The sequence below is a fragment of the Neisseria sp. RH3002v2f genome (genome assembly GCF_014596375.1).
Lineage (GTDB): Bacteria > Pseudomonadota > Gammaproteobacteria > Burkholderiales > Neisseriaceae > Neisseria > Neisseria cinerea.
This window is the reverse complement of the sequence record NZ_MAYZ01000024.1, coordinates 99,641-123,823: the sequence shown is the minus strand read 5'-3', so window position 1 is coordinate 123,823 and position 24,183 is coordinate 99,641. Positions and strand designations below refer to the sequence as shown.

The 24,183-nt window shown below is 51.6% G+C and carries 21 protein-coding genes and 4 tRNA genes; 11 read left to right on the top strand and 14 right to left on the bottom strand.

Annotated features, from left to right (window positions below; all coding sequences use genetic code 11):
* Positions 1-156: 156 nt before the first annotated feature.
* The 4 genes from BBW69_RS08650 to BBW69_RS08635 form a co-directional block, all read right to left on the bottom strand.
* Positions 157-1,809, bottom strand: coding sequence for a UDP-N-acetylglucosamine-peptide N-acetylglucosaminyltransferase (locus BBW69_RS08650; protein WP_188211030.1), 1,653 nt, complete (start codon positions 1,807-1,809; stop codon positions 157-159).
* A gap of 45 nt (positions 1,810-1,854) precedes the next feature.
* Positions 1,855-4,647: a DNA polymerase I gene (gene polA / locus BBW69_RS08645; RefSeq protein WP_188211029.1), complete on the bottom strand. Its 2,793-nt coding sequence runs from the start codon at positions 4,645-4,647 to the stop codon at positions 1,855-1,857.
* A 102-nt stretch (positions 4,648-4,749) separates the two neighbouring features.
* Positions 4,750-5,208, bottom strand: coding sequence for a DUF2247 family protein (locus BBW69_RS08640; RefSeq protein ID WP_188211051.1), 459 nt, complete (start codon positions 5,206-5,208; stop codon positions 4,750-4,752).
* Between the two features lie 290 nt (positions 5,209-5,498).
* Entirely contained in the window at positions 5,499-6,509 is a 1,011-nt protein-coding gene (locus BBW69_RS08635; protein ID WP_188211028.1) for a quinone-dependent dihydroorotate dehydrogenase, read from the bottom strand.
* Positions 6,510-6,739: 230 nt separating this feature from the next.
* Between BBW69_RS08635 and acpP the strand changes: the two genes are divergently transcribed.
* From acpP to BBW69_RS08615, 4 genes are all read left to right on the top strand, one after another.
* Positions 6,740-6,976 (top strand): acyl carrier protein, encoded by a 237-nt coding sequence (gene acpP, locus BBW69_RS08630; RefSeq protein ID WP_002215574.1) that lies wholly within the window; start codon positions 6,740-6,742, stop codon positions 6,974-6,976.
* 163 nt (positions 6,977-7,139) lie between these two features.
* The gene (fabF, locus tag BBW69_RS08625) at positions 7,140-8,387 is read left to right on the top strand and encodes a beta-ketoacyl-ACP synthase II (protein WP_188211027.1); all 1,248 of its coding nucleotides are present in this window, start codon (positions 7,140-7,142) and stop codon (positions 8,385-8,387) included.
* Positions 8,388-8,648: 261 nt separating this feature from the next.
* A complete protein-coding gene (locus BBW69_RS08620; protein WP_188211026.1) occupies positions 8,649-8,819 on the top strand; it encodes a hypothetical protein in 171 nt (56 codons plus the stop codon).
* Positions 8,820-8,872: 53 nt separating this feature from the next.
* Positions 8,873-9,346 (top strand): hypothetical protein, encoded by a 474-nt coding sequence (locus BBW69_RS08615; protein WP_188211025.1) that lies wholly within the window; start codon positions 8,873-8,875, stop codon positions 9,344-9,346.
* A 41-nt stretch (positions 9,347-9,387) separates the two neighbouring features.
* Here BBW69_RS08615 and BBW69_RS08610 read toward each other — a convergent pair.
* The 5 genes from BBW69_RS08610 to BBW69_RS08590 form a co-directional block, all read right to left on the bottom strand.
* Positions 9,388-9,464: transfer RNA gene (locus tag BBW69_RS08610), tRNA-Asp, on the bottom strand.
* A 33-nt stretch (positions 9,465-9,497) separates the two neighbouring features.
* Positions 9,498-9,573, bottom strand: a tRNA-Val gene (locus BBW69_RS08605).
* Between the two features lie 44 nt (positions 9,574-9,617).
* A tRNA-Asp gene (locus BBW69_RS08600) sits at positions 9,618-9,694 on the bottom strand.
* Between the two features lie 33 nt (positions 9,695-9,727).
* Positions 9,728-9,803 (bottom strand) — tRNA-Val (locus BBW69_RS08595).
* Between the two features lie 70 nt (positions 9,804-9,873).
* Entirely contained in the window at positions 9,874-11,856 is a 1,983-nt protein-coding gene (locus BBW69_RS08590) for a monovalent cation:proton antiporter family protein (RefSeq protein WP_188211024.1), read from the bottom strand.
* Positions 11,857-12,002: 146 nt separating this feature from the next.
* Between BBW69_RS08590 and BBW69_RS08585 the strand changes: the two genes are divergently transcribed.
* Entirely contained in the window at positions 12,003-12,842 is an 840-nt protein-coding gene (locus BBW69_RS08585; protein WP_188211023.1) for an RnfABCDGE type electron transport complex subunit B, read from the top strand.
* Positions 12,843-13,035: 193 nt separating this feature from the next.
* Complete coding sequence (gene gap, locus BBW69_RS08580; RefSeq protein ID WP_039854098.1) at positions 13,036-14,067, top strand: type I glyceraldehyde-3-phosphate dehydrogenase; 1,032 nt, start codon at positions 13,036-13,038, stop codon at positions 14,065-14,067.
* A 70-nt stretch (positions 14,068-14,137) separates the two neighbouring features.
* On the opposite strand, the gene aat is transcribed toward gap, so the two are convergent.
* Both aat and fur read right to left on the bottom strand, forming a co-directional pair.
* The gene (gene aat / locus BBW69_RS08575; protein WP_188211022.1) at positions 14,138-14,866 is read right to left on the bottom strand and encodes a leucyl/phenylalanyl-tRNA--protein transferase; all 729 of its coding nucleotides are present in this window, start codon (positions 14,864-14,866) and stop codon (positions 14,138-14,140) included.
* A 71-nt stretch (positions 14,867-14,937) separates the two neighbouring features.
* A complete protein-coding gene (fur, locus tag BBW69_RS08570; RefSeq protein ID WP_003675995.1) occupies positions 14,938-15,441 on the bottom strand; it encodes a ferric iron uptake transcriptional regulator in 504 nt (167 codons plus the stop codon).
* A gap of 157 nt (positions 15,442-15,598) precedes the next feature.
* Here fur and BBW69_RS08565 point away from each other — a divergent pair, with 157 nt between their 5' ends.
* Positions 15,599-15,976 carry an outer membrane protein assembly factor BamE gene (locus BBW69_RS08565; RefSeq protein ID WP_003675993.1) on the top strand — a complete coding sequence of 126 codons (378 nt, stop codon included), beginning with the start codon at positions 15,599-15,601 and terminating at the stop codon, positions 15,974-15,976.
* Between the two features lie 9 nt (positions 15,977-15,985).
* Positions 15,986-16,795: a 4-hydroxy-tetrahydrodipicolinate reductase gene (gene dapB, locus BBW69_RS08560; RefSeq protein ID WP_188211021.1), complete on the top strand. Its 810-nt coding sequence runs from the start codon at positions 15,986-15,988 to the stop codon at positions 16,793-16,795.
* A 113-nt stretch (positions 16,796-16,908) separates the two neighbouring features.
* Here the strand turns inward: dapB and BBW69_RS08555 are convergent, their stop codons facing one another.
* Positions 16,909-17,319: a hypothetical protein gene (locus BBW69_RS08555; RefSeq protein WP_188211020.1), complete on the bottom strand. Its 411-nt coding sequence runs from the start codon at positions 17,317-17,319 to the stop codon at positions 16,909-16,911.
* A 182-nt stretch (positions 17,320-17,501) separates the two neighbouring features.
* Between BBW69_RS08555 and BBW69_RS08550 the strand changes: the two genes are divergently transcribed.
* Entirely contained in the window at positions 17,502-17,855 is a 354-nt protein-coding gene (locus BBW69_RS08550) for a DNA/RNA non-specific endonuclease (RefSeq protein WP_308019448.1), read from the top strand.
* 14 nt (positions 17,856-17,869) lie between these two features.
* Positions 17,870-18,316, top strand: a complete 447-nt coding sequence (locus tag BBW69_RS08545) for a hypothetical protein (RefSeq protein WP_188211019.1) — start codon at positions 17,870-17,872, stop codon at positions 18,314-18,316.
* Positions 18,317-18,606: 290 nt separating this feature from the next.
* On the opposite strand, the gene lpxB is transcribed toward BBW69_RS08545, so the two are convergent.
* Positions 18,607-19,779 (bottom strand): lipid-A-disaccharide synthase, encoded by a 1,173-nt coding sequence (gene lpxB / locus BBW69_RS08540; RefSeq protein WP_188211018.1) that lies wholly within the window; start codon positions 19,777-19,779, stop codon positions 18,607-18,609.
* Between the two features lie 47 nt (positions 19,780-19,826).
* Positions 19,827-20,819 carry an RluA family pseudouridine synthase gene (locus tag BBW69_RS08535; protein ID WP_188211017.1) on the bottom strand — a complete coding sequence of 331 codons (993 nt, stop codon included), beginning with the start codon at positions 20,817-20,819 and terminating at the stop codon, positions 19,827-19,829.
* 493 nt (positions 20,820-21,312) lie between these two features.
* On the opposite strand from BBW69_RS08535, the gene BBW69_RS08530 reads away from it, so the two are divergent.
* Positions 21,313-24,054: an Rne/Rng family ribonuclease gene (locus tag BBW69_RS08530; protein WP_188211016.1), complete on the top strand. Its 2,742-nt coding sequence runs from the start codon at positions 21,313-21,315 to the stop codon at positions 24,052-24,054.
* The last annotated feature ends 129 nt before the right edge of the window (positions 24,055-24,183 follow it).

Sequence of the window (24,183 nt, the reverse complement as noted above, 5' to 3'; positions counted from 1 at the left end):
ACGACCTTGGGTGGGTTTTGGGGTTCAACTACCGCGTGTGTGCGTACCGCACACACCCTGCACCCGATGCCCGGTTTCAGTAGGTCAGATTCTCGAACCTGACGGCTTTTGAGATGGTAGGCTTTTGTCGGATACAAGTATCCGACCCACTGCTGGCTAATCCTTCTTAATCGGCGGATTGGCATTAATCGGCAGCGACGAGCGGGACACTTTGACATTTCTATAATGATTCCGCATCAAATGCTGAAACACTTCCGCCTTGCGCTCTTTTCCGCTCTTTTCGTAATTCGTCCCCAAAATCACTTCATCCACAACATAACATATATCGGTATAAGGCAGATAGACGGATTTTGTGGCTTCGCAATATTCGATTTTGTCCGAACCGATTTGTTCGATTTTCAGCAGGCGGAACTCTTCCTCGTCACGGAAAGCAAAATCTTTAAACAGATAGCGGATATATTCTAAAGCCTTTCCGTCTTCATTTTTGATTTGATTAGAGTTTTTAATTAACTTCGTTAACGCTGCTCTAAGCTCCTTAATACGGAACTTATGCCATTTTAGATTTTTCCCAACTGGCTTTAGTCGAATACCGAATTTTGGTCTTCTTATATCAGGTAGCCATATTGTGCATTTTTCCTTAGCAATATATTCATCGTAATAAGCGATATAAGCTACCTGATAAAGCGGCAGGTTATCATCTTCAAAATCTGAATTAGGTATATCTGCTTCTACTAGCTGTTCATCTGAATATCCATCTCCCCCTTTTTTTACCATGCTACGGAATGAGGCAGAAACATCAGGCTCTTTCAACCAATCCCCGTTTTTATTAAATACCAAGCAGCAACCCGACGCTTCCACGCCATTTTCTTTACCATACAAACGGAACTGGTTCAAATCGTTTATGCGGCTGGAAAAACAGGTAAAGAAAGCATTATGGACAGGACAATCAGCCTTGTTTTCCAATTCCAAATCCTGCAGATTCAGCAACTCCAACAGCCCTTCTCCTTCAGTCGGGTCATTCATGTAGGTGGAGCTGCCGATTCTCATCGGACTAACCTTGTTACTGTCAACAGGATCGTTATCATCGGCTTTATCATTAGTTTTATCGCTGACAATACCAAATAATCTTTCGCATACTGAAGGCGAAGTGTAGTGGGCAAGAGGAATCTTTCCCAATTCCATCGGTGGGATATTTAAAACTGCAAGAATGGTGGAGATAGCATCAGTTAAGTTGTCTTTTTTATTTTGGAATAGTTTTTCCCGTATTCCCTGCTTTTTCTGATCAAAATAACTTTGCCATTTTTCTTGAAGAAAACAAATCTCTCTTAAATATTGGAGAATAATCCTATGACCTCTATTACTTTCTAACGTATCTTTTAATTGCGGCAAGTTATTGAGAGAAAATAAAAAATATTTATCAGCTTTTTTAGTTAACTCTTTGACCTTAGAAGAATCTTCATCTTTAATCTTAACTGCCTGATCAAAAGAGCAGTGGCCTAACGAAAATTGGGCATAGGTTTGTTGTTGAAGGCTGTTTTGCTTGTCTGCCAGCTGCTCGGCAAGACTCAATTGATGTTGGAAATGTTCAACTGCCTGTCCAAATAACTGTTCCGACTCCTTGCCTTTGGCTTTCATCGCCTGCTCAAAAGAGCAACGACCAAGCCAAAACTGAATATCGTTTTGCTCTTGAATTTGGCTATTTTTATCTTCAATTCCATCTAAAGCCTGATTCAGCTTTTCAATCGCTTCTTCAAATTTTTTGTTATTGAATAACGCTACACCTTCGTCAATTAAACTTCGAACATTCATTGTCTTATCCCTTTCTCAAAACAATCTGTTAAACGCCGTACCATCTCAATGCGCCTCTTCCCAATTCATCCCCACGCCAACCTCCGCCACCAGCGGTACTTTCAACATCCCTTCGTCCACGTTCGCCATAATCTGCGGTAGTTTTTCTTTCACTGAATCTAGTTCGGCTTCGGGTACTTCCAACACCAATTCGTCATGTACCTGCATAATCAGTTTGCTTTGCAAGAGGTCGTCTGAAAGCCAGCGGAACACGTCTATCATGGCGCGTTTGATGAGGTCGGAGGCGGTGCCTTGCATGGGGGCGTTGATGGCGGCGCGTTCGGCTCCGGCGCGGGCGTTGGCGTTTTTGTTGTGGATGTCGGGCAGGTAGAGGCGGCGGCCGAACAGGGTTTCGACGAAACCTTGGGCGGCGGCTTGTTCTTTGGTGCGCTGCATGTATTCGGCAACGCCGGGGTAGCGGGCGAAGTAGCGGTCGATGAAGGTTTTGGCGGACAGGTTGTCTATGCCCAGCGATTTGGCGAGGCCGTATTGGCCCATGCCGTAAATCAGGCCGAAGTTGATGGTTTTGGCGTAGCGGCGTTGTTCGGACGAGACGTTTTCGGGGGCGGTGCCGAATACTTCGGCGGCGGTGCGGCGGTGTACGTCTTCGCCGTTTTGGAACGCGGCGATGAGGGTTTTGTCGCCGGAGAGGTGCGCCATGATGCGCAGCTCGATTTGGGAATAGTCGGCGGAAACGATGACGCTGCCTTGCGGTGCGGTGAAGGCGCGGCGCACGCGTCGGCCTTCGGCGGTGCGGATGGGGATGTTTTGCAGGTTGGGGTTGTTGCTGGCGAGGCGGCCAGTAATGGCAACGGCTTGGGCGTAGGTGGTATGCACGCGGCCGTCTTTGGGGGAAATCATTTCGGGCAGTTTGTCGGTGTAGGTGGATTTGAGTTTCGCCAGGCTGCGGTTTTGCAGGATAATTTTGGGCAGGGGGTAGTCGGGCGCGAGCTGTTCGAGCACAGCTTCGTTGGTGGAAATGCCGCCTTTGGCGGTTTTTTTCAGACCTTTGGTGGGGATGCCCATTTTGTCGAACAGGATTTCTTGGAGCTGTTTGGGCGAGTTGAGGTTGAACGGCTGGCCTGCGGCGGTATAGGCTTCTTGTTCGAGCTTCATCAACTCGGCGCCGAGTTCGGCACTTTGGCGGGCGAGTTCGGCACGGTCGATTTGCACGCCGTTGCGTTCCATTTCAAACAACACCTGCGCGACGGGCAGCTCCATTTTTTCATACATTTCAAGCTGTTTGGCATCCATTTGCGCGCGCAGGTGCGCTTCGAGGCGCAGGGCGAAATCGGCGTCTTGGGCGGCGTATTCGGTCGCCTGCCCGATGGCGACATCGGCAAAACCGATTTGCTTCGCGCCTTTACCGCACAACGATTCGTAGGTAATGGTTTCCAAGCCCAGCCAGCGTTCGGACAATTCGTCCAAGCCGTGTCCGAGATGGCTTTCGATGATGTAGGAAGCGAGCATGGCGTCGCCGGCAATGCCGTTCAGGGCGATGCCGTAGTTGGCGAAAACGTGTTGGTCGTATTTGAGGTTTTGCCCGATTTTCTTCAGGGCGGGGTTTTCCAAATACGGTTTCAGACGACCTAATACGTATTGCAAATCAAGCTGTTCGGGCGCGGCAGTCAGGCTGTGCCCTACGGGGATGTAAACCGCTTCGCCTGCTTGGAACGCGATGCTGATGCCGACCAGCGCGGCGTTCATCGCGTCTAGGGACGTGGTTTCCGTATCGATGCCGATGGCGTCCGCCCGCGACAGTTTGTCCAACAAGGCGACAAACTGCGCTTCGGTGGTAACGGTTTGATAATCCAGCTTTTCGGGGGCTGGGGCATGTTCTATGATTTTTTCAGACGACGTTTCCATGTCCAACGCCGCCTGTTCGCCTATCGTATCGCTGCCGAACAAATCGCCGTCCGCCGCTTCGTGCATACGGCTTTCCGCTTCTTTCAGCCAAGTGCGGAAGCCCCAGCGTTTGAAATCGACCGCAAGCTGCGACCATTTCGGCGAAGTACGGCGCAGGCTTTCGAGGCCGTCTGAAAGCTCGGTGTGCAAGTCCACATCGGTTTTAATCGTCACCAAATCATACGACAGCGGCAGTTGGGGCAGCGCAGCTTGCAGGTTTTCGCCGACCTTGCCCTTGATTTCCGCAGCGTGCTCCATCACACCGGCCAGCGAGCCGTAGGCTTCCAGCCACTTCACCGCCGTTTTCGGGCCGCATTTCTCCACGCCCGGCACATTGTCCACCTTGTCGCCCATCAGCGCGAGATAATCGCGGATTTGGTCGGGGCGCACGCCGAATTTTTCCTTCACGCCTTCAATGTCCAGCGTTTCGCCGCTCATCGTGTTCACCAGCGTCACGCGCTCGTTCACCAGTTGCGCCATGTCCTTATCGCCGGTCGACACCACCACGTTCCAACCCGCTTCGCTGCCCATCGCCGCCAGCGTGCCAATCACGTCGTCCGCTTCGACTTGCGGAATGACCAACACCGGCCAGCCCATCAGCCGCACCAAATCCGGCAAGGCTTCCGCCTGCGGGCGCAAATCGTCCGGCATCGGCGGACGCGTCGCCTTGTAGTCGGGGAACATCTCGTGGCGGAAATTCTTGCCCTTCGCATCAAACACCACCGCGCAATAATCATGCACATAATCCGCCCGCAGCCGGCGCAACATGTTCAACACGCCGTAAAGCGCACCCGTCGGCGCGCCATCAGGCGCGGTCAATTGCGCCATCGCGTGATACGCGCGGTAGAGATAAGAAGAGCCGTCAACGAGGAGAAGGGTGTGAATGGTTGCCATGATAGTATCTGCTGATGAAAAAATAAAAATGACCTAATTATAAGGGATAATCAAAATGCCGTCTGAAAGCCCATTTCAGACGGCATTTGAATCTAGCCTGCCTTATCTGCCCAAATATTTTGCCCAATTGAGATACAGCCGGGCAATATTTTCTTCATAGCTGTGGGCAGAAGGAATATAACCGTCTTTAGGCGGCATATATCTGACAAATGATTCTATTTCTTCCGGATAATCGAAATCTGCATAAATTTTTTCAACTTCCCCCAAAGGATCCTCAAATTCTTCTTTTCTATGGAATACATCGCTTAAGAGGACGTACAGCCAATTTTTAGGGGAATAACCACTCATTTCCGAAGCCAAATCTTCCAGAACAGATTTTAATTCAAGAATATTGGATTTGTTGATTAAAGATAGCTTGAACAAGCGTTCATCATGATCTGAAAGCGTCATTTTTCGGGCATAAGCTACTACATCAGCCCAACCCAAGTATTTATTCTCATACCCCCACAGAATATCCTTCCATGAAAAGCTGACTTTTTGAGCGGTTAAATCAAGGTTCATTTTGCTTACTTTGTTCCCATACGTTGGTTTAGCTGCACGATGCGGCATATCAGTTTTTAATCCACAGCCCATCCTATCTGCGGTAATTAGATTTTGCCAAGCTAACCGCCAATACCCCTATCCGGTTTTACCAATTTGCCTTTCCACTCAACCGACTTGTCGAAAGGTGCGGCTGCAAAAGGAGCAGGCATGGGATTGTTGCAGGGCTTGGCTCCCAACATCCGGCTGGAAACAAAAGAAATGCCGTCTGAAAATCAACTTGGTTTCAGACGGCATTCTTAATAAGGCCCTTATCTCGCCAAAGCCTTCAAACATTCTTTGACCAATGCCGGACCTTTGTATATCAATCCGCTGTACACCTGGACGGCAGTTGCGCCCAAGCGGATTTTCTCTGCCGCATCCTTGCCGTTCATGATGCCGCCTACGCCGATAATCGGCAGCTTACCGTCGATGTGGTCTACCAACAGCTTCAACACCCAATTACTTTTTTCATGAACGGGCAGCCCGCTCAAACCGCCCTGCTCGCCTGCGAGCGGATGGCTGCCGAGGCTTGATTTGTCGATGGTGGTGTTGGTAGCTATGATGCCATCCATTTCAACGGATTTGACAACGTGGGCAATGTCTTCGATTTGTGCTTCATCCAAATCGGGGGCGATTTTGACGGCGAGCGGAACGTATTTCCCGTGTACAGAGGCAAGCTGTGCCTGTTTGTTTTTCAAAGCCTCAAGCAATGCGCTCAACTCGTCACCACCTTGCAGCGCGCGGAGGTTTTTAGTGTTGGGCGAGGAAATATTGACGGTAATGTAACTTGCGTGTGCGTAGGCTTTTTCCAAGCAAATCAGATAGTCGGCGGCGGCGTTTTCGATGGGCGTAACCGCGTTTTTGCCGATGTTGATGCCCAATACGCCACTGAATTTGCTTTTTTCGATGTTGCGTATCATGGTGTCGATACCGTGGTTATTGAAACCCATGCGGTTAATGATGCCTTGGTGTTCGGGAACGCGAAAGAGGCGCGGCTGCGGGTTGCCGGGCTGCGGTTTGGGCGTTACCGTGCCGATTTCGATGAAACCGAAGCCGAGCGCGGCCAAAGCATCTATGTATTCGCCGTTTTTATCGAGCCCTGCGGCAAGTCCGACAGGGTTGGGCAAATCCATGCCCATCAGCCTGACAGATTTGGTAGCCTTGTTGTCGGTTACCGGAATCAGGCCGAGCTTATAAACCGTGTTGAGGGCATTGAGTGTGAAATGGTGTGCCTTTTCGGCATCAAGCGCAAATAGGATACGGCGGGCAAATGAATACATAACGGGTTTCCTGCTCCAGATGGAAATGTTGCCATTTTAACTGAAATCACATGCCGGACACGTCATACATATCAAATTTGAACGTTAAAACCGGCACCACCCAAAAATGTACAAATCCGCAAATATTGATATAATAGGCATTAGATAGAAAACTCTATTAAAAGTCGGTACAATACCACCGATTTATTTCCCTTAAACAACCTGCCGCAAGGCATAAAGGAACGACTGACATGTCAAACATCGAACAACAAGTTAAGAAAATTGTTGCTGAACAACTGGGCGTAAATGAAGCCGACGTGAAAAACGAATCTTCTTTTCAAGACGACTTAGGCGCAGACTCTTTGGATACCGTAGAATTGGTTATGGCTCTGGAAGAAGCCTTCGGCTGCGAAATCCCTGACGAAGATGCTGAAAAAATCACCACAGTCCAACTGGCTATCGACTACATCAACGCCCACAACGGCTAATCGGTCATCGCCCGACACAATAGCCTCTGCTGCACCGTGCAATAGAGGCTTTTCCCTTATATGGCAAACTGCTTAAACTCCGTTTAAATACCTGCCGGGAATTCCAGACGGCATATGCCCGACACACCCATATGCCGCACCGACAACCAACAGCGAGATTATCATGAGTCAGAGAAGAGTAGTCATTACAGGCTTAGGTCAAGTTTCCCCTGTCGGCAACAGCGTTGCAGAAGCATGGAACAACCTGCTCGCAGGCAAAAGCGGCATCGGCAAGATTACCCGCTTTGACGCATCCGACATCAACAGCCAAATCGCCGGTGAAGTCCGCGATTTCAATATCGGCGATTACATCAGTGCAAAAGAAGCACGCCGCATGGACGTATTTATCCACTACGGCATCGCCGCCGCACTGCAGGCAATTGCCGATTCGGGTTTGGACAATGTAGAAAACCTCGATAAAGACCGTGTCGGCGTGAATATCGGTTCCGGCATCGGCGGCCTGCCCAGCATCGAAGCCACCGGCAAAGCAGTACTCGAAGGCGGAGCACGCAAAATCAATCCTTTCTTCATTCCCGGTTCGCTGATTAACCTGATTTCAGGTCATGTAACCATCCTCAAAGGCTACCGCGGCCCCAGCTACGGCATGGTTTCCGCCTGTACCACCGGTGCCCACTCCATCGGTGACTCCGCCCGACTGATCAAATACGGCGATGCGGACGTGATGATTGCAGGCGGTGCCGAAGGCGCGATCAGCACTTTGGGCGTAGGCGGTTTTGCTGCGATGAAAGCCCTCTCTACCCGCAACGATGACCCTGCTACCGCTTCCCGTCCGTGGGACAAAGGCCGTGACGGTTTCGTTATCGGCGAAGGCGCTGGCGTGCTGGTGTTGGAAGAATTGGAACACGCGAAAAAACGCGGTGCGAAAATTTACGCCGAAATCGTCGGGTTCGGTATGAGCTCCGATGCCTACCACATCACCGCTCCAAACGAAGAAGGCCCTGCGCTGGCAGTTACCCGCGCACTGAAAGATGCCGGACTGAATCCCAAAGACGTCGATTACGTCAACGCGCATGGTACCTCCACTCCGCTGGGCGATGCCAACGAAACCAAAGCCCTCAAGCGCGCACTGGGCGACCACGCCCGCAAAGTTATCGTCAACTCCACCAAATCCATGACCGGCCACCTGCTCGGCGCTGCAGGCGGTGTAGAAGCGTTGTACAGCGTGTTGGCAATACATGAGCAAAAATCTCCACCGACCATCAACATCTTTGAACAAGACGTTGAAGCTGGTTGCGATCTGGACTACTGCGCCAACGAAGCACGCGATGCGAAAATCGACGTCGCCATCTCCAATTCCTTCGGCTTCGGCGGCACCAACGGTACGCTGGTGTTCAAACGTTTTAAAGACTGACTTCCCTCAGTATCCGTGAAAAATGCCGTCTGAACAATTTCAGACGGCATTTTAAAAACATCCGACATATCTGCCGATAAAACCCAAACCATTCACCGACTGTTCGATGCAACAGACCAAGCATTCCCACCTTACCGTTTACCGAGCGACAGCGGCACAAAATATCCGAATACAGCGAGATAATTACTCCCACCTTATCAAAACACATATATCGGAACAAAGTAGAATTAACCCCCGATAACGATTAGACCAACGTCCGATATGCCCGAAGACAGGGTTGAAGCGTTCAACCGTTATTTTTCGGATAAGGCGGATATAGTCCCTATGGATTTGCGCTATTTGAGTGAGGAAAACAAGGATAAATTAAAGGCTTATGCGTTGTCGTCGCAACGGCAGAGGGATAAAGTCGTATTTGTTACAGGTGTGGAATGATACCGTTTTATGTTTTATACGATAAAGATGCCGACCGTTTGGAGTCGGTGGATATGGAAAAGCAGGATGCAGAAAAGTTGTTCGGGCTGATTTCCCCTGTTTTGTCGGAACGGCTTGGAGAATCCTTTTCGGTAGCATTTTCCGCGCAATTCGAAATCGGCGGAATGATGGATTTGGATACGGCGGGAGAGCTTGGGCGCGATGATTTTGTCTTTGCCGCACGGTTGGTGGTGGAAAGTTGTTCCGGTCCGCTTGAAAGATATCGGGAGGCATTTCGCAAAGCTTTCGCCCGCAACAGGCGGCAAATGGACAATTCGGCTATGACTTCTCAAAACTCACGTAATCGGAAGCACGGTACATCAACAAACAGATCACCCGTTCAAGCGTTGACGTCGTCTGAGATACAATCATTGGGCGAAGACTTGAAACAGTCGGTCATTCAAGCCCGTAAAATTAGCCGATATAATGGCAAAACGCGGTGCTTAACCGAATCTACTGTGTATAACTTTCCAGTGAACAAACAATAGACAAATAAAAATACCGACCTTAGGTCGGTATTTTTAAGATTTGGCGCGGCGGACGGGGCTCGAACCCGCGACCCCCGGCGTGACAGGCCGGTACTCTAACCAACTGAGCTACCACCGCGCATCCACTGTTTAACAACAATGAAAGGAAACTTGGTGGGTGATGACGGAGTCGAACCGCCGACATTCTGCTTGTAAGGCAGACGCTCTACCAACTGAGCTAATCACCCAATTATGTTTAATACTGTAAAGTTAACACAGTATTTTTAAGATTTGGCGCGGCGGACGGGGCTCGAACCCGCGACCCCCGGCGTGACAGGCCGGTACTCTAACCAACTGAGCTACCACCGCGCATCCACTGTTTAACAACAATGAAAGGAAACTTGGTGGGTGATGACGGAGTCGAACCGCCGACATTCTGCTTGTAAGGCAGACGCTCTACCAACTGAGCTAATCACCCGAATTTTTCTGGGAAAACGCTATTTAACCAAATAACCAGAATTCATGCAAGCATTATTTCCACGCTTTATTCAACTTCCCTGCAAACTCCAGTTTTCAAAAGAAATAATTTCATCTTTCCTACCTACGATTACCAAGATATCCCCACTTTCCAACACAAAAGAAGATTCGGGGTTTTCAATCCTCGCGGTACGGCGGCGGATAAACAGCAGTTTGATACCGTATGCTTCCAAAGGCAATTCACCGACTGTTTTCCCGACGATATAAGCATCTTGCACCAAAGAAAAAGCATGGCGGCAAACCGTTTTCCCGTTTTCCCCGAATCCCGCTTCATCATCACTGCCGACAAACAAACCCTCCAATGAGGCATAACGGCTGTGCCGGATATTGGTAATGGTTTGATGGACATGGTGATATGACGCCCCATTCCCCAACATGGCGTAGCTTGCCAACACCAAACTGGTTTCTTTGGTATCCGACACGGCCTCCTCCACCCCCATCTCGGTAAATGTTTTCACATAGTCGTCATTTGTGGCGCGTACATATACCGGCATATTGGGATACATAGACAACACATTGTCCAAGACATGCTGCGTTTCATGCATATTATTCAGTGTGACCACCACCATTTTTGCCCGCCCCAAACCGGCGGCTTCCAATACTTCCCGGCGTTTCGCATCACCAAACGATACCGGCTCGCCGGCACTTCTCGCGACTTGTACACGCGCAATATCCAAATCAAGTGCGAAATACGGGATACCCTCTTGGGCAAGCACGCGTCCGACCGTCTGCCCGCCCCTGCCAAAACCGATAACCAACACATGGTCTGACTTGCTCATGGTTTCCACCAACATGCTGTGCAAGTCAAGCGACTTCATATCCCAGCTTGACTTGGCCAAACGCCCTACCAGCGCATCGCTGCTGCCCAACACAAAAGGGGCGATAATCATAGACAGCAGCACTGCTGCCGTCGCCGCCTGCTCCAACTCAAGGGAAACCATATTGATTTGGCTGGATATTGCCAGCATAACAAAGCCAAACTCACCCCCCTGTGCCAAGTACAGGGCGGTTTTCAAACTGTCGGCAACCGAATGCCTCATTTTGAATGCAATGGCAAATACAACCAACGCCTTCAAAATCAGCAAAATGGCCAACAGTATCAATACCTGCTGCCAGCCGCCGATCAAGGCCTGCACATCCAGCTTCATACCAACCGTAATAAAGAAGAAACCGAGCAAGATGTCGCGGAACGGACGGATGTCGTCCTCTACCTGGAAACGGTATTCCGTTTCCGAAAGCAGCATGCCGGCAACGAACGCACCCAACGCCATAGACAAACCTTCCAGCTCAGTCAGATAAGCCACACCCAAGGTTACCAGCAAGACATTTATCATAAACAGTTCAGACGACTTGCGTTTGGCAACCAACCTGAACCAGCGCGACATGACTTTGCTGCCGACGACGAATAATACGCCCAGCGTAATCAGCATTTTCAATCCGGCAAGGCCGAGTGCCGCCCACAGGCTGCCTTCCCCGCCATTCCCCGACAACGCAGGAATCAGAATCATCAGCGGAACAACTGCAATATCCTGCATCAACAACACGCCCATTACCATCTGGCCGTGCGTCTGCCCCAATTCCGTCTTTTCCGACAAAATCCGGCTCACAATCGCCGTAGACGACATCGCCAACGCACCCGACACGGCGAATGCCCAATTGAACGGCACACCCGTCAGCATAAGGATGCCTATCACCGACAGCATCGTAATACCGACCTGCAAACCACCCAACCCGAACACCAGCCGCCTCATTGCCCTCAGCTTGGGCAGCGAAAACTCCAAGCCTATACTGAACATCAGGAACACGATCCCGATTTCACCCAAATAATCCGTCGCATGACTTTTCGGAATCAGACTGAACATACCCGGCCCCGCCAAAAAACCCACGAGCAGGTAGCCCAACATAGAAGGGATGTTAAACTTGCGGCACAAAACCACCGCAATAACCGACACCAGCAAAACAACCACAATAGGAGCAAGCGAAAATTCGTTCATAGACCGTCCGAACAGGAAAAACAGACAAAATGCCGTCTGAAACAGCACACGCCGCCCCATTATAACAAAACACCGCATATCATCCGAAACAGTTGCGGCACACAATTCTGCTAAAATATCCCTTTCCGATTCCGCAAGTTAACACCATGACCACCACAGCCGACGACATCGACCGCCTCCTTCCCCAAACCCAATGCCGAGAATGCGGCTATGAAGGCTGCCTTCCCTATGCTGGAGCCATACTGCAAGGCGAAGCGCACAACCTCTGCACCCCGGGCGGAGAAGCCGTCATTCGGGACATTTCCGCCCTGCTCGGCAAACCTATTGCCGAACCGTCAAAAAAACAACCCAAGGCACTGGCATGGATAGACGAATCCGCCTGTATCGGCTGCACTGCCTGCATCCGTGCCTGCCCTACCGATGCCATCATGGGTGCGAGCAAATTCATGCACACCGTCATCGCCGACGAATGTACCGGTTGCGGACTCTGCATCGCCCCCTGCCCCGTCGACTGCATCCACATGCAACCCGTTTCCGATACCTTCCTGCCGCGCACACGCCGTTTCAGCCTGTCCGCCGACAGCCGTTTTGCCGCTGCCGAACACGCACGCACGCGTTATCTCAGGCATAACGAACGCAAACGGCGGGAAACAGCCGAACGCAAAGCCATGCTTGCCGAACGGGAAGCAGCCGTCCGCAACACCCGCCGGCAAACCCCCGACACACCGGGAAAAACAGCATTTAACCCTGCCGACCTCATCGCCAAAGCCATGGCAAAGGCACAAAACCAGCAAGACCGGCTCGTTGCCGCCGACAACCAGAAAGACTATCAGGCCAAACAAATTGCCGAAGCACGCGAACGTGCAGAACTGCGCCGGGCGCAACGCGATATGAAATACGGCAGCGACAACGAAAAAGCGGCCGCCTTGGAATACCTCAAACAATACAAAGCCAAACAGGAAGCCGCACAAAATACCGCGCCATAATGGTCCTCCATGCCGTCCGAACTCATTTCAGACGGCATTTCGTTAACCTTTGCCTCCCTGCATCCGTACCGCCCACACCTTCCCGTCCTTACGGCGGCACAACCCGTTTTCAATAAAATATTAATTACACACTACTACGAATTTGCTATAATTTGCCCCAAAATTCACCACAACCCCACAAAAGGACAATACTATGGGCATCAAAGTCGCCATCAACGGCTACGGACGCATCGGCCGCCAAGTTTTGCGCGCCATCTACGACTATAAAATCCAAGACCAGCTCCAAATCGTCGCCGTCAACGCCAGCGGCAGCCTTGAAACCAACGCCCACCTCACCAAATTCGATACCGTGCACGGCCGCTTTGACGCCGACGTATCCCATGACGGCAGCCACCTCATCATCAACGGCGACAAAATTCCCTACTTCTCCACCCGAAATCCTGCCGAACTGCCGTGGAAAGAACTCGGCGTAGATTTGGTCATGGAATGTACCGGCGCGTTTACCAGCAAAGAAAAAGCCAAAATACATCTGGAAAGCGGCGCGAAAAAAGTCCTCATTTCCGCACCGGGCGGCGATGATATCGATGCGACCGTTGTTTACGGCGTAAACGACGGCGTCCTGACCGACGACATGACCGTCGTTTCCAACGCCTCCTGCACCACCAACTGCCTCGCCCCCGTCGCCAAAGTATTGAGCGCAAGCGTCGGCATCGTCAAAGGCGCGATGACGACCATCCATGCCCTGACCAACGACCAGACCGTAACCGACGTGCGCCACAAAGACCTCCGCCGGGCACGCAGCGGCATAGAGAACATGATTCCGACCAAAACCGGCGCGGCAAAAGCCGTCGGACTGGTACTGCCCGAATTGAAAGGCAAACTCGACGGGCTTGCCATCCGCGTACCGACCGTCAACGTTTCCCTGGTCGATTTAAGCTTCCAGGCCGAACGCGACACGACAGCCGAAGAAATCAACGCACTGCTGAAAGCCGCCTCCGAAGAAGGCGAGCTCAAAGGTGTTTTGGGCTACAACACCCTGCCGCTTGTTTCCATGGACTTCAACCACACCACCGAAGCCAGCCACTTCGACTCAACGCTGACCAAAGTCGTCGACGGCAACATGGTCAAAGTCTTCGCATGGTATGACAACGAATGGGGATTCAGCTGTCAAATGCTGAACACTGCACGCCGCATGTTCGGACTCGAAGTACGCCCGCTCAAATAACCCGTCAAACAAAATGCCGTCTGAAACCTGATGTTTTCAAGTTTCAGACGGCATTTTCACACAAGAACCGCTATCCCAACCTGTTGCACGCCACTTCGCAGCAGCCTACCGCCTCTTTCAAAGGTACGGCATTCAGGCTTCGGAGCCGGGCGGCAAAATCCGCAAACGGCAGCAATTCCGATCCGAAACGGCGCATATGCCCCGTATCCTGCTGGCAGTCTATCAGTTCCACACCCAAAGACGCGAGAAACGGCACGGCGCAGGCAAACGCGATTTTCGACGCATCCGGTTGTAATGCGAACATCGATTCGCCATAAAACACCCTGCCGATCTGAACGCCGTAAAACCCTCCTGCCAACCTCGTTTTACCGTTTTCATCGGGATAATGGCACTCGAAAGAATGCGCGTGTCCCATTTCGTGCAGCTTCAAATATGCCGTCTGAAACTCAGGCGCAATCCAAGTACCATCCTGCCCGGGTCTCACCATGTCCGCACACTGCGCCACAACGCGTTCAAAACAGCCGTTTGCCGTCACCCTATATGCTCTGTTGCGCAGCGTTTTCGCCAGCGAGCGCGGAACGTGCAGCCTGTCGGGAAACACCACCGCACGGGGCCCGACCGCATACCAAAAAAACCACCCGTCCCGGGAAAACCACGGAAACACGCCGTTCCGATACGCCTCAAGCAGCCTCCCCGCATCCAAATCCCTGCTCACACCGACCAGCCCTTCGTACTCCGACAATGCACGGGCAGGATCGGGGAACGCATAATCTCCGGGCGCAAGCAACGGAATACCCATATCAGTCCTCCATAAAACACAGACGGCATTCGAAATGACGAATGCCGTCTGAAAAAACAAACCGTCCGGATTTAACGTTTGCCCTTAGTCTGGCAACCGCTGCACACACCGTACATATACAGCGCGTGATCGACAATGCGGTAGCCGTTTTCTTCCGCGATTTTGTCTTGCAGGGCTTCAATTTCGGGATTGTGGAATTCCGTTACCTCGCCGCATTTCACACAGACGATATGGTCATGGTGGTCGCCCTTGTCCAACTCATAAACCGCCTTGCCCGTTTCAAAATGATGGCGTTGCAGAATACCCGCCTGCTCAAACTGGGTCAGCACGCGGTAAATCGTTGCCACACCGATTTCCACACCCTCTTCCAACAAAATACGGTACACATCCTCGGCACTCAAATGCTCTTCCGCATGAGTCTCGAACAAATCCAAAATCTTCAAACGCGGGCCGGTAACTTTCAGTCCACTGTCTTTCAGTTGCGCAATGTTGCTGAATTTTTCCATAATATTCAATATCCCTGTAAAATAATAGACGCTATAATACGCAATTTCAGCCTGCTTGCCCACTATCACACCATAGCAGTTTGCAATAGCAAAACCGCAACGGCGGACGGGCAGTCGGACACAGACAGGGTGAAATACCGCTTAAGCGTATGATTATCGTTCGCTTTTATAAAATATTCAAGCAGTGCTACATTAGACATCCCGATTTGCACAGAAAGGTTCTCCCGTGAACAAAACCCTCATACTCGTCCTTTCCGCCCTGTTCAGCCTGACCGCGTGCAGCGTCGAACGCGTTTCACTGTTCCCCTCGTACAAACTCAAAATCATACAGGGCAACGAACTCGAACCCCGCGCCGTCGCCTCCCTCCGCGCCGGCATGACCAAAGACCAAGTCCTGCTACTGCTCGGCAGCCCCATGTTGCACAACGCATTCCATACCGACCGCTGGGACTATACCTTCAACACCTCCCGCAACGGCATCATCAAAGAACGCAGCAATCTGACCGTCTATTTTGAAAACGGCGTGCTCGTCCGCGCCGAAGGCGACGCCCTCCAAAATGCCGCCGAAGCCCTCCGCGCGAAACAAAACGCAGACAAACAATAAGGAACACACATGACACCGCTCAAAATCGCCATCGCCGGCGTCAACGGCCGCATGGGGCGCGTATTGGTTGAAGCCGTCAACAACCATCCCGACACCGTCCTTTCCGGCGCGCTCGAACACTCGGGCTCAGAAGCCCTCGGGCTGGACGCAGGCTACGCCGTCGGACTCAAAACCGGCATCGCCATTTCAGACGACGTTGACGCCGTTCTCGCACAAAGCGACGTACTCATCGACTTTACCCGCCCCGAGCCGACCCTCAAACACCTGCAAAAATGCGTTGAAAAACAAGTCAACATCATCATCGGCACAACAGGCTTCGACGATGCGGGCAAAGCCGCCATCCAAGCCGCAGGCGAAAAAACAGGCATCGTTTTCGCCGCCAACTTCAGCGTCGGCGTCAACCTCACCTTCCACATCCTCGACACCGTCGCACGCGTATTAAACGAAGGCTACGACATCGAAATCATCGAAGGCCACCACCGCCACAAAGTCGATGCCCCCAGCGGCACCGCGTTACGCATGGGCGAAGTCATCGCTGGCGCGCTCGGCCGCGACCTCAAACAATGCGCCGTTTACAGCCGCGAAGGCCACACCGGTCCGCGCGATCCGTCCACCATCGGCTTTGCCACCGTCCGCGCAGGCGACATCGTCGGCGACCACACCGCCCTCTTCGCCACCGACGGCGAGCGCGTGGAAATCACCCACAAGGCCAGCAGCCGCATGACCTTTGCCGCCGGTGCCGTCCGCGCCGCAGTTTGGGTCAACGGCAAAACGGGTTTGTACGATATGCAGGATGTACTCGGGCTGAACAACCGTTAACCCCCATACAAAATGCCGTCTGAAAAGATATTGTTCAGACGGCATTTTGCCGACAGGCTCCGTGTCGGCATATCAATAAAGTTGCTTGCGCAGCATGACAAGCTACGGCTTGTTTAATTAAAACTCTCCTGATCTAAAAATTCTAACTCTATTTCCTGGCAAACTATATCTATCCTAAAAGCAGTCAGAAGATCATACCCACCGCCTATCAATTCCAGCGTACCTCCATAATCCCAGATTTCATCATCTTGCTTTAACTCGCCAAGCTCCAATGTATTATCGATATCTTTATCTCGGTTCTTTGTGGCGTATCCATAGACAAATTTCAAATAGCTGAACTGCTTGAATTTAATTTTTACCCAGTCTGAATAATTAGGCATAGGGATTTCTTGAGGTAAATCTGGATAATCCACACAATTAACGATGATATGAAATTCATTATTTTTCAAAGTATAGTTTAATAGAGTGCCCTCATATATATATAGAAATTGATAATCTTTTCTTGGAATAGTATAAGTTGTCATATTATTTTACCTTTTCAAAAACAATGGTTTTATAAATCCTTGATCTCAAGTCGCCTCCATTGCTCAGATGAAATTTCAGTTGTTTAAACTCTTCCTTTAACGGCCCATTATATTTTAACCTTAATCCCATTCGGGCCAGTTCTGTTTCATTTGGAATTCCTCTTAAATATTTATTGGTTGCTGTGCCATTAATCACAATTTCTCCCCCTTTTTTGCAATTAACACAGAGAGATAGATTAAAGCATAATTCAAAAACTCCTGATAAAGTCAAGGGGCAAGACCATGCAGGACATTTAATTGGAGATAGATTTGGAGGTTCGCCCAATTTAGATAATTTAGTGTCACAGCACAAAGATGTAAACTTAAGTGCGTATAAAGTTTTGGAGAATAAATGGGCGGAAGCAATTAAATCAGGGAAAAATGTTAAAATCCAAATGCAAATTGAATATGCAGCAGGTACAAGACGCCCTACACGATTTGTTGGATATTATTGGATTGATGGTAAACCAACTAGAATTAATATTAATAATTTATGAAACAAGGATTTTTTATGATTTTTGAAGATTATTTTAGTGAATTACAAGCAGATATGGTTTCTATTTGTTTGGAATATGTTCAAGGTAAGGCTGATAAAATTTACATTTATGCAGCTTTTGAACCTCGTGTTAGTGGTGCTGGATGTTTTTTCTCTGTTAAAGGAAAACTTGTACAACGACATCTTGTTAATCAAGAAATTCCAGAAGTCAATCTTGACCATCAAATTCAAGTATTAGACATACTTATGGAAGATTTAGAAAAACTAAATTCTATTTGTCAGAAATCTAACCAACCTATGCCAACTGAAATTAAAATGATTTATGATATAAAAAAGAATAGCTTATCAGCAAATTATCAATATAATTTAATCTTGTCATCTGAATCTGAATTACTTGCTTTACCGCAAGATGTTGAAGATGCATGGTTTGAAGAAATTAAGAAGCAAATGGAAGATAATTAATTCACAGCAAGCGTAGCCTGTGCAATTAATGCGAACTGTTACATGGTAGGGTGAGCAACTCGTTGCCCGCGCAGTTCAGTCTCATGTGCTAAAACTATGTTTTAACGTGAAATATTTCATTTCAGGCTGAAACCATTTTTTGTTTTAACCAACACCAACCCTAACTTAAAATGTGCCCATCACTCCACCCTTAAACATCATCTCCCCTAAACTCTACCCCAATGAACAATGGAACGAAAGCGAAGCACTTTGTAATACGTGCTGCTTCAGGAAGATAATCCATTAACCGCTCAACATCCCGCCTCTTCCAAAACCGCGCGCGCGGCCAAATCCGCCGTATCTTTTTTCAACAGCAGGTGCAACGCCCTGAAATCCTGTTGCAGCGCGGCAACCTTATCGGGGTGTTCGTACCAGTCCGCCAACGCCGCCGCCAGTTTTTCCGGTACGGCATCATGTTGAAGCAGCTCCGGCACGGCCTCCTTACCCAACAGGATATTCGGCAAGCCGACATGCGACACTTTGATTTTGCGTTTCACATAAGCATAGGTCAACGGCGAAATCTTGTAGCTGATGACCATCGGACGCTTGCACAGCGCCACCTCCAAAGTTGCCGTACCGCTCGTTACCAGCACCGCATCCGCCGCCCTGCACACCGTTTCAGACTGTCTGTCGGTTACCGTCAACGGTAATCCGGCAAACTCCGGCCGCTGCAAAACTTCCGCCAAACGCCGCTTTGTCGCCTCCGTTGCGGCAGGCAGCAGGAAGCGTGCGGCGGGATAGCGTTCCAACAACAATAATGCCGTCTGAAAAAACACCGGCGCCATATAATCGATTTCGCTGACGCGGCTGCCGGGCAGCAGGGCGAATACGGGGATGCCGGCATCCACGCCCAAAGTTTGCCGCGCCGTTTCACGGTCGTCTTCCAAGGGCATAAGCTGCGCCATCGGATGACCGACAAACTCCGCACGTCCGCCCGCATCAAGATAAAGCTGCGGCTCCATCGGGAACAGGCACAGCACGCGGTTGACCTGATACACGATTTTGCCCACGCGTTCCCGCCGCCACGCCCAAACCGACGGACTGACATAATGCACGGTCGGAATGCCCGCCCGTTTCAGTTTTTCCGCCACACCCAGATTGAAATCGGGCGCATCGATGCCGACAAACACATCGGGCTGCAAAGCCAGCAAATCCCGTACCAGCCCCCTGCGTATCCGTAAAATTTCCGGCAGGCGTTTTACCACCTCGGCAAAACCGCGCACCGCCAGCCGCTCCTGATCATAAAGGCTCTCGAAACCTTCCGCCTTCATCAGTTCCCCGCCGATGCCGGTAAACCGCGCCTGCGGGCAACGCTTTCGGATGGCGCGTATCAGGTGCGCCCCCAACAGGTCGCCCGACGCTTCGCCGACACTGACGGCAATCAAAGGGCTTTTTTTATCAACCATATTCGTCTGTCCCCACATACTTTCACGTCCCGATGCCGTCTGAAGGCTTCAGACGGCATCGGGGTTCACATTTTCGTCCCGTTTTCCAACATCACCGCAAACTGCGCCAAGTCCGGCGGCAGCTCCGCCTTCAACACCAGCGGCTCACCCGTGAGCGGATGGTTCAAGTGCAGCTCGGACGCGTGCAAAAACATCCGCTTCAAACCCAACTTCTGCAAACGACGGTTCGCCTGATAATCGCCGTAGCGTTCGTCGCCCGCAATCGGACAGCCTTGAGATTGCAGATGCACGCGGATTTGGTGCGTACGACCCGTTTTCAGCGTTGCCCGCACCAAAGTCAGGTGCGACAGCCCGACACCGTGCAAAATGCCGTCTGAAAAACGGCTTAACACACGGAACACCGTATGCGCAGCCTGCCCGTCCTCGCTGACGCGTACCATCTTTTCGCCTTGTGCGCCGGTATATTTGAACAAGGGCAGTTTGACATGGAAATTGTCGTCCGGCAGTTTGCCCACCCCCAGCGCAAGGTAGATTTTTTTGGGGTGGTCGTTACGGATGGCTTCGTGAAGTTTGACGAGCGCGCTGCGTTTCTTCGCCACCATCAACAAGCCGCTCGTATCCTTGTCCAAACGGTGGACCAACTCCAAATACTTCGCCTCCGGACGGGCGCGGCGCAACTGTTCGATAACGCCGAAACTCACGCCGCTGCCGCCGTGTACCGCCACGCCGGAAGGCTTATTGACCACCAACAGCGCGTCGTCCTCATACACCACCTCAAACGCACGCGCCGGTACGGCGGCACGCCTTTCAGACGGCATTTCCTTCTCCGCCACGCGCACAGGCGGAATCCGCACCGTATCTCCCTCCGCAATACGGCTGTCGGGTTTGCAGCGTTTCTTGTTCAACCGCACCTCGCCGGCGCGGATAATGCGGTGGATATGGCTCTTGGGAACACCCTTGAGGATTTTTATCAGATAGTTATCAAGGCGTTGACCCGCCTCATGTTCGGCAACCCCTATCAAGCTGACCGAATCTTTGCTTATTTCGTGCGTTTTCATCTATAATCCGAACGTCCGTTTCAGCAAAAAGCGCGCCCGACGCGCCCTGAAACGGTTTACTGTTAAAATCGGATTTTATATTAAAAAAGCACTCCGCAAAGCATTTTCCCTGCGCCTGTTCCAAGCCGGCAGGCGCAGAACGTAGTCAAGTTTGAATTGATTTTGCCGTTTCGGAGCGGAAGTAAGACGGCAGCCGGGCCCGAGCCCCAAACGCAAACCGCCCGAAAACACAGGCATAACGATAACAAGAAGAAGCCGGCCTCCCATTTTTCCGACCATACCGCTCGGAACGCGGCAGACAGACCGCCGCATCGATCTTTATTGCCTTCTTTATCCGACCCTTCCGCACACGGTTCCTCGGAACGTGCATCCCTGCGGATTTTCAACTCAAAAACTGATTACCGGTTCCATCCGAGAACATCGGAAAACCCAGCATTCCGGAGTGCCGAACCGGGCATGTGCCGTCTGAACGCCGCCTGCCCACGAGGTGATCATGAAAAGAATGTTATTCAACGCAACGCAGGCCGAAGAGCTGCGCGTTGCCATCGTCGATGGCCAAAACCTTTTGGACTTGGACATCGAAACGCTGGGCAAAGAACAGCGCAAAGGCAATATCTACAAAGGCATCATTACCCGCATCGAGCCGTCGCTGGAAGCGTGTTTCGTGGATTACGGAACCGACCGCCACGGCTTCTTGCCGTTTAAAGAAGTCTCCCGCTCATACTTCCAAGACTACGAAGGCGGACGCGCGCGCATCCAAGACGTGCTCAAAGAAGGCATGGAAGTCATCGTCCAAGTCGAAAAAGACGAGCGCGGCAACAAAGGCGCGGCGCTGACCACCTTCATCAGCCTCGCCGGACGCTATCTGGTATTGATGCCGAACAACCCGCGCGGCGGCGGCGTATCCCGCCGTATCGAAGGTGAAGAGCGTCAAGAGTTGAAAGCCGCTATGGCGGAACTCGACATTCCGAACGGCATGAGCATCATCGCCCGTACCGCCGGCATCGGCCGCAGTGCGGAAGAGTTGGAATGGGACTTGAACTACCTCAAACAACTCTGGCAGGCCATCGAGGAAGCAGGAAAAGCACATCATGACCCCTACCTGCTCTTTATGGAAAGCTCACTGCTGATCCGAGCCATCCGCGACTATTTCCGCCCCGACATCGGCGAGATTTTGGTGGACAATCAAGAAGTTTACGACCAAGTTGCCGAGTTCATGAGCTACGTCATGCCGGGCAATATAGGCCGTCTGAAACTCTACGAAGACCACACGCCGCTGTTTTCCCGCTTCCAAATCGAACATCAAATCGAAAGTGCGTTTTCGCGCAGCGTCAGCCTGCCTTCCGGCGGCGCGATCGTCATCGACCATACCGAAGCCCTCGTTTCCATCGACGTTAACTCTGCACGTGCCACACGCGGCTCTGACATTGAAGACACCGCGTTCAAAACCAATATGGAAGCCGCCGAAGAAGTCGCGCGCCAAATGCGCCTGCGCGACTTGGGCGGTTTGGTCGTTATCGACTTCATCGACATGGAAAATCCGAAACACCAGCGCGATGTTGAGAACGTCCTGCGCGACGCGCTCAAAAAAGACCGCGCACGCGTGCAAATGGGCAAACTGTCCCGCTTCGGCCTTTTGGAATTGAGCCGCCAACGTTTGAAACCGGCTTTGGGCGAAAGCAGCCATGTTGCGTGTCCGCGCTGTGCCGGCACCGGCGTCATCCGCGGCATCGAATCCACCGCCCTGCACGTTTTGCGCATCATTCAAGAAGAAGCAATGAAAGACAACACCGGCGAAGTACGCGCGCAAGTGCCTGTCGATGTTGCCACCTTCCTGTTGAACGAAAAACGCGCCGAACTGTTTGCAATGGAAGAGCGCTTGGATGTGAACGTCGTCCTGATTCCAAACATCCACTTGGAAAATCCGCACTACGAAATCAACCGCATCCGTATCGATGACGTAGAAGAAGACGGCGAGCCGAGCTACAAACGCGTTGCCGAGCCGGAAGAAGACGAATCCGCCAAACCTTTCGGCAGCGAAAAAGCCAAAGCCGCCCGTCCCGAACCCGCCGTCAAAGGCGTGCGCCATACACAGCCCGCACCGATGGTTGCCGAGAAAAAACAAAATTCCTGGTGGGACAGCTTCAAAGCATGGCTGAAACACATTTTCGGCAGCAGCACAACCGAAGCCCAGCCCGTTGCAGAAACCTCCGGAAAACGCACCGCCGCAAACCGTAACAACAGCCGCCGTCAAACACCGCGCCGCAGTAAACGCGAAGGCAGCAAGGTAGAAGTCCGCGAAGTTGCCGGCAAAGACGACGAACAGCCGGCCCGTAACGCAAAAGCCGAGACGCACAACAACGACGGCAGACGCCGCAACGGCCGCAACAACCGTGCTGCCGAACGTGCCAATGAAGCGGAAATCCAAGAACGCATCAATCAGGCTCCTGCCCCCGTTGCGGATACCATGCCGTCTGAAACCGAAGTCCCGTCCGGCAAACGCCGCCGCAACGGCAACCGCAACGAACGCAACCAAATTGCCGCCGAAACTGCAGCTGCTGTCGAAACGGGCATACAGACAGAGCAAAACGTACCCTCCGAACCGGTCGCGGCAGAAGGCAAAGGCAGCAGGCAGCAGTCCGATCGCAGCCGTCAAGAACGCGGCAAACGCGAAGGCAAAGAACGCCGCGAACGCAACAATCAGCGCGACCGCCGGCAAAACGGTAAGAAACGCAACATCCCCTCTGCCTCTAAAATCGAACAATACCTGAATATCCGCGATACCGCCGACAAAGTCCGTTCCGCTGTCGCCCATGTTTTCGGGGAAAACGATGCAAATGCTCCGATTACCGTCAGCATTGCCGAACCGGTTGCAGAAAGGGACGTTCCGACAGCATCTCCCGCCGTTTCAAACAACGACGCACTGGTTTATGATGCGGCAGAAAAAATCCGTCAGGCCGTTGCAGCCATCCTTCCCGAAGGCGTAGCACCGAAAGCCGAAGCACAGGAAATGCCGTCTGAAAACGCCACTGCCGCCGCAAGTCAGGTGCAAGAACCCGGACAAAGCTACGGGCTCATCCTGGTTGAAACCGATACCGCCGCATTAAAGGCATGGGCGGCTCAACCCGAAGTTCAAACCGAACGCGGCATGCGTCGTTCCGAACAGCCCAAGCCGCTTGAACCGGTAACCGTTCCCGCTGAAAACATGATTCTGATTGAAACCAGAAAAGACTGATACGGTAACGGTAAAAAAGACGGCAAAAGGGGTTCTGTTTTGCAGAACCCCTTTTGCCGTCTTTAAAACCATATTTGCACCGCATCATCCGAACCGCCGGACTGTACTGAAAAGGCGGCTTACAAAGAA

What these genes read in the sequence shown, in the direction of transcription:
- BBW69_RS08650 (WP_188211030.1), bottom strand. Translation starts at nt 1,809, where the DNA reads ATGAATGTTCGAAGTTTAATTGACGAAGGTGTAGCGTTATTCAATAAC.
- polA (WP_188211029.1), bottom strand. Translation starts at nt 4,647, where the DNA reads ATGGCAACCATTCACACCCTTCTCCTCGTTGACGGCTCTTCTTATCTC.
- BBW69_RS08640 (WP_188211051.1), bottom strand. Translation starts at nt 5,208, where the DNA reads ATGAACCTTGATTTAACCGCTCAAAAAGTCAGCTTTTCATGGAAGGAT.
- BBW69_RS08635 (WP_188211028.1), bottom strand. Translation starts at nt 6,509, where the DNA reads ATGTATTCATTTGCCCGCCGTATCCTATTTGCGCTTGATGCCGAAAAG.
- acpP (WP_002215574.1), top strand. Translation starts at nt 6,740, where the DNA reads ATGTCAAACATCGAACAACAAGTTAAGAAAATTGTTGCTGAACAACTG.
- fabF (WP_188211027.1), top strand. Translation starts at nt 7,140, where the DNA reads ATGAGTCAGAGAAGAGTAGTCATTACAGGCTTAGGTCAAGTTTCCCCT.
- BBW69_RS08620 (WP_188211026.1), top strand. Translation starts at nt 8,649, where the DNA reads ATGCCCGAAGACAGGGTTGAAGCGTTCAACCGTTATTTTTCGGATAAG.
- BBW69_RS08615 (WP_188211025.1), top strand. Translation starts at nt 8,873, where the DNA reads ATGGAAAAGCAGGATGCAGAAAAGTTGTTCGGGCTGATTTCCCCTGTT.
- BBW69_RS08590 (WP_188211024.1), bottom strand. Translation starts at nt 11,856, where the DNA reads ATGAACGAATTTTCGCTTGCTCCTATTGTGGTTGTTTTGCTGGTGTCG.
- BBW69_RS08585 (WP_188211023.1), top strand. Translation starts at nt 12,003, where the DNA reads ATGACCACCACAGCCGACGACATCGACCGCCTCCTTCCCCAAACCCAA.
- gap (WP_039854098.1), top strand. Translation starts at nt 13,036, where the DNA reads ATGGGCATCAAAGTCGCCATCAACGGCTACGGACGCATCGGCCGCCAA.
- aat (WP_188211022.1), bottom strand. Translation starts at nt 14,866, where the DNA reads ATGGGTATTCCGTTGCTTGCGCCCGGAGATTATGCGTTCCCCGATCCT.
- dapB (WP_188211021.1), top strand. Translation starts at nt 15,986, where the DNA reads ATGACACCGCTCAAAATCGCCATCGCCGGCGTCAACGGCCGCATGGGG.
- BBW69_RS08555 (WP_188211020.1), bottom strand. Translation starts at nt 17,319, where the DNA reads ATGACAACTTATACTATTCCAAGAAAAGATTATCAATTTCTATATATA.
- BBW69_RS08545 (WP_188211019.1), top strand. Translation starts at nt 17,870, where the DNA reads ATGATTTTTGAAGATTATTTTAGTGAATTACAAGCAGATATGGTTTCT.
- lpxB (WP_188211018.1), bottom strand. Translation starts at nt 19,779, where the DNA reads ATGTGGGGACAGACGAATATGGTTGATAAAAAAAGCCCTTTGATTGCC.
- BBW69_RS08535 (WP_188211017.1), bottom strand. Translation starts at nt 20,819, where the DNA reads ATGAAAACGCACGAAATAAGCAAAGATTCGGTCAGCTTGATAGGGGTT.
- BBW69_RS08530 (WP_188211016.1), top strand. Translation starts at nt 21,313, where the DNA reads ATGAAAAGAATGTTATTCAACGCAACGCAGGCCGAAGAGCTGCGCGTT.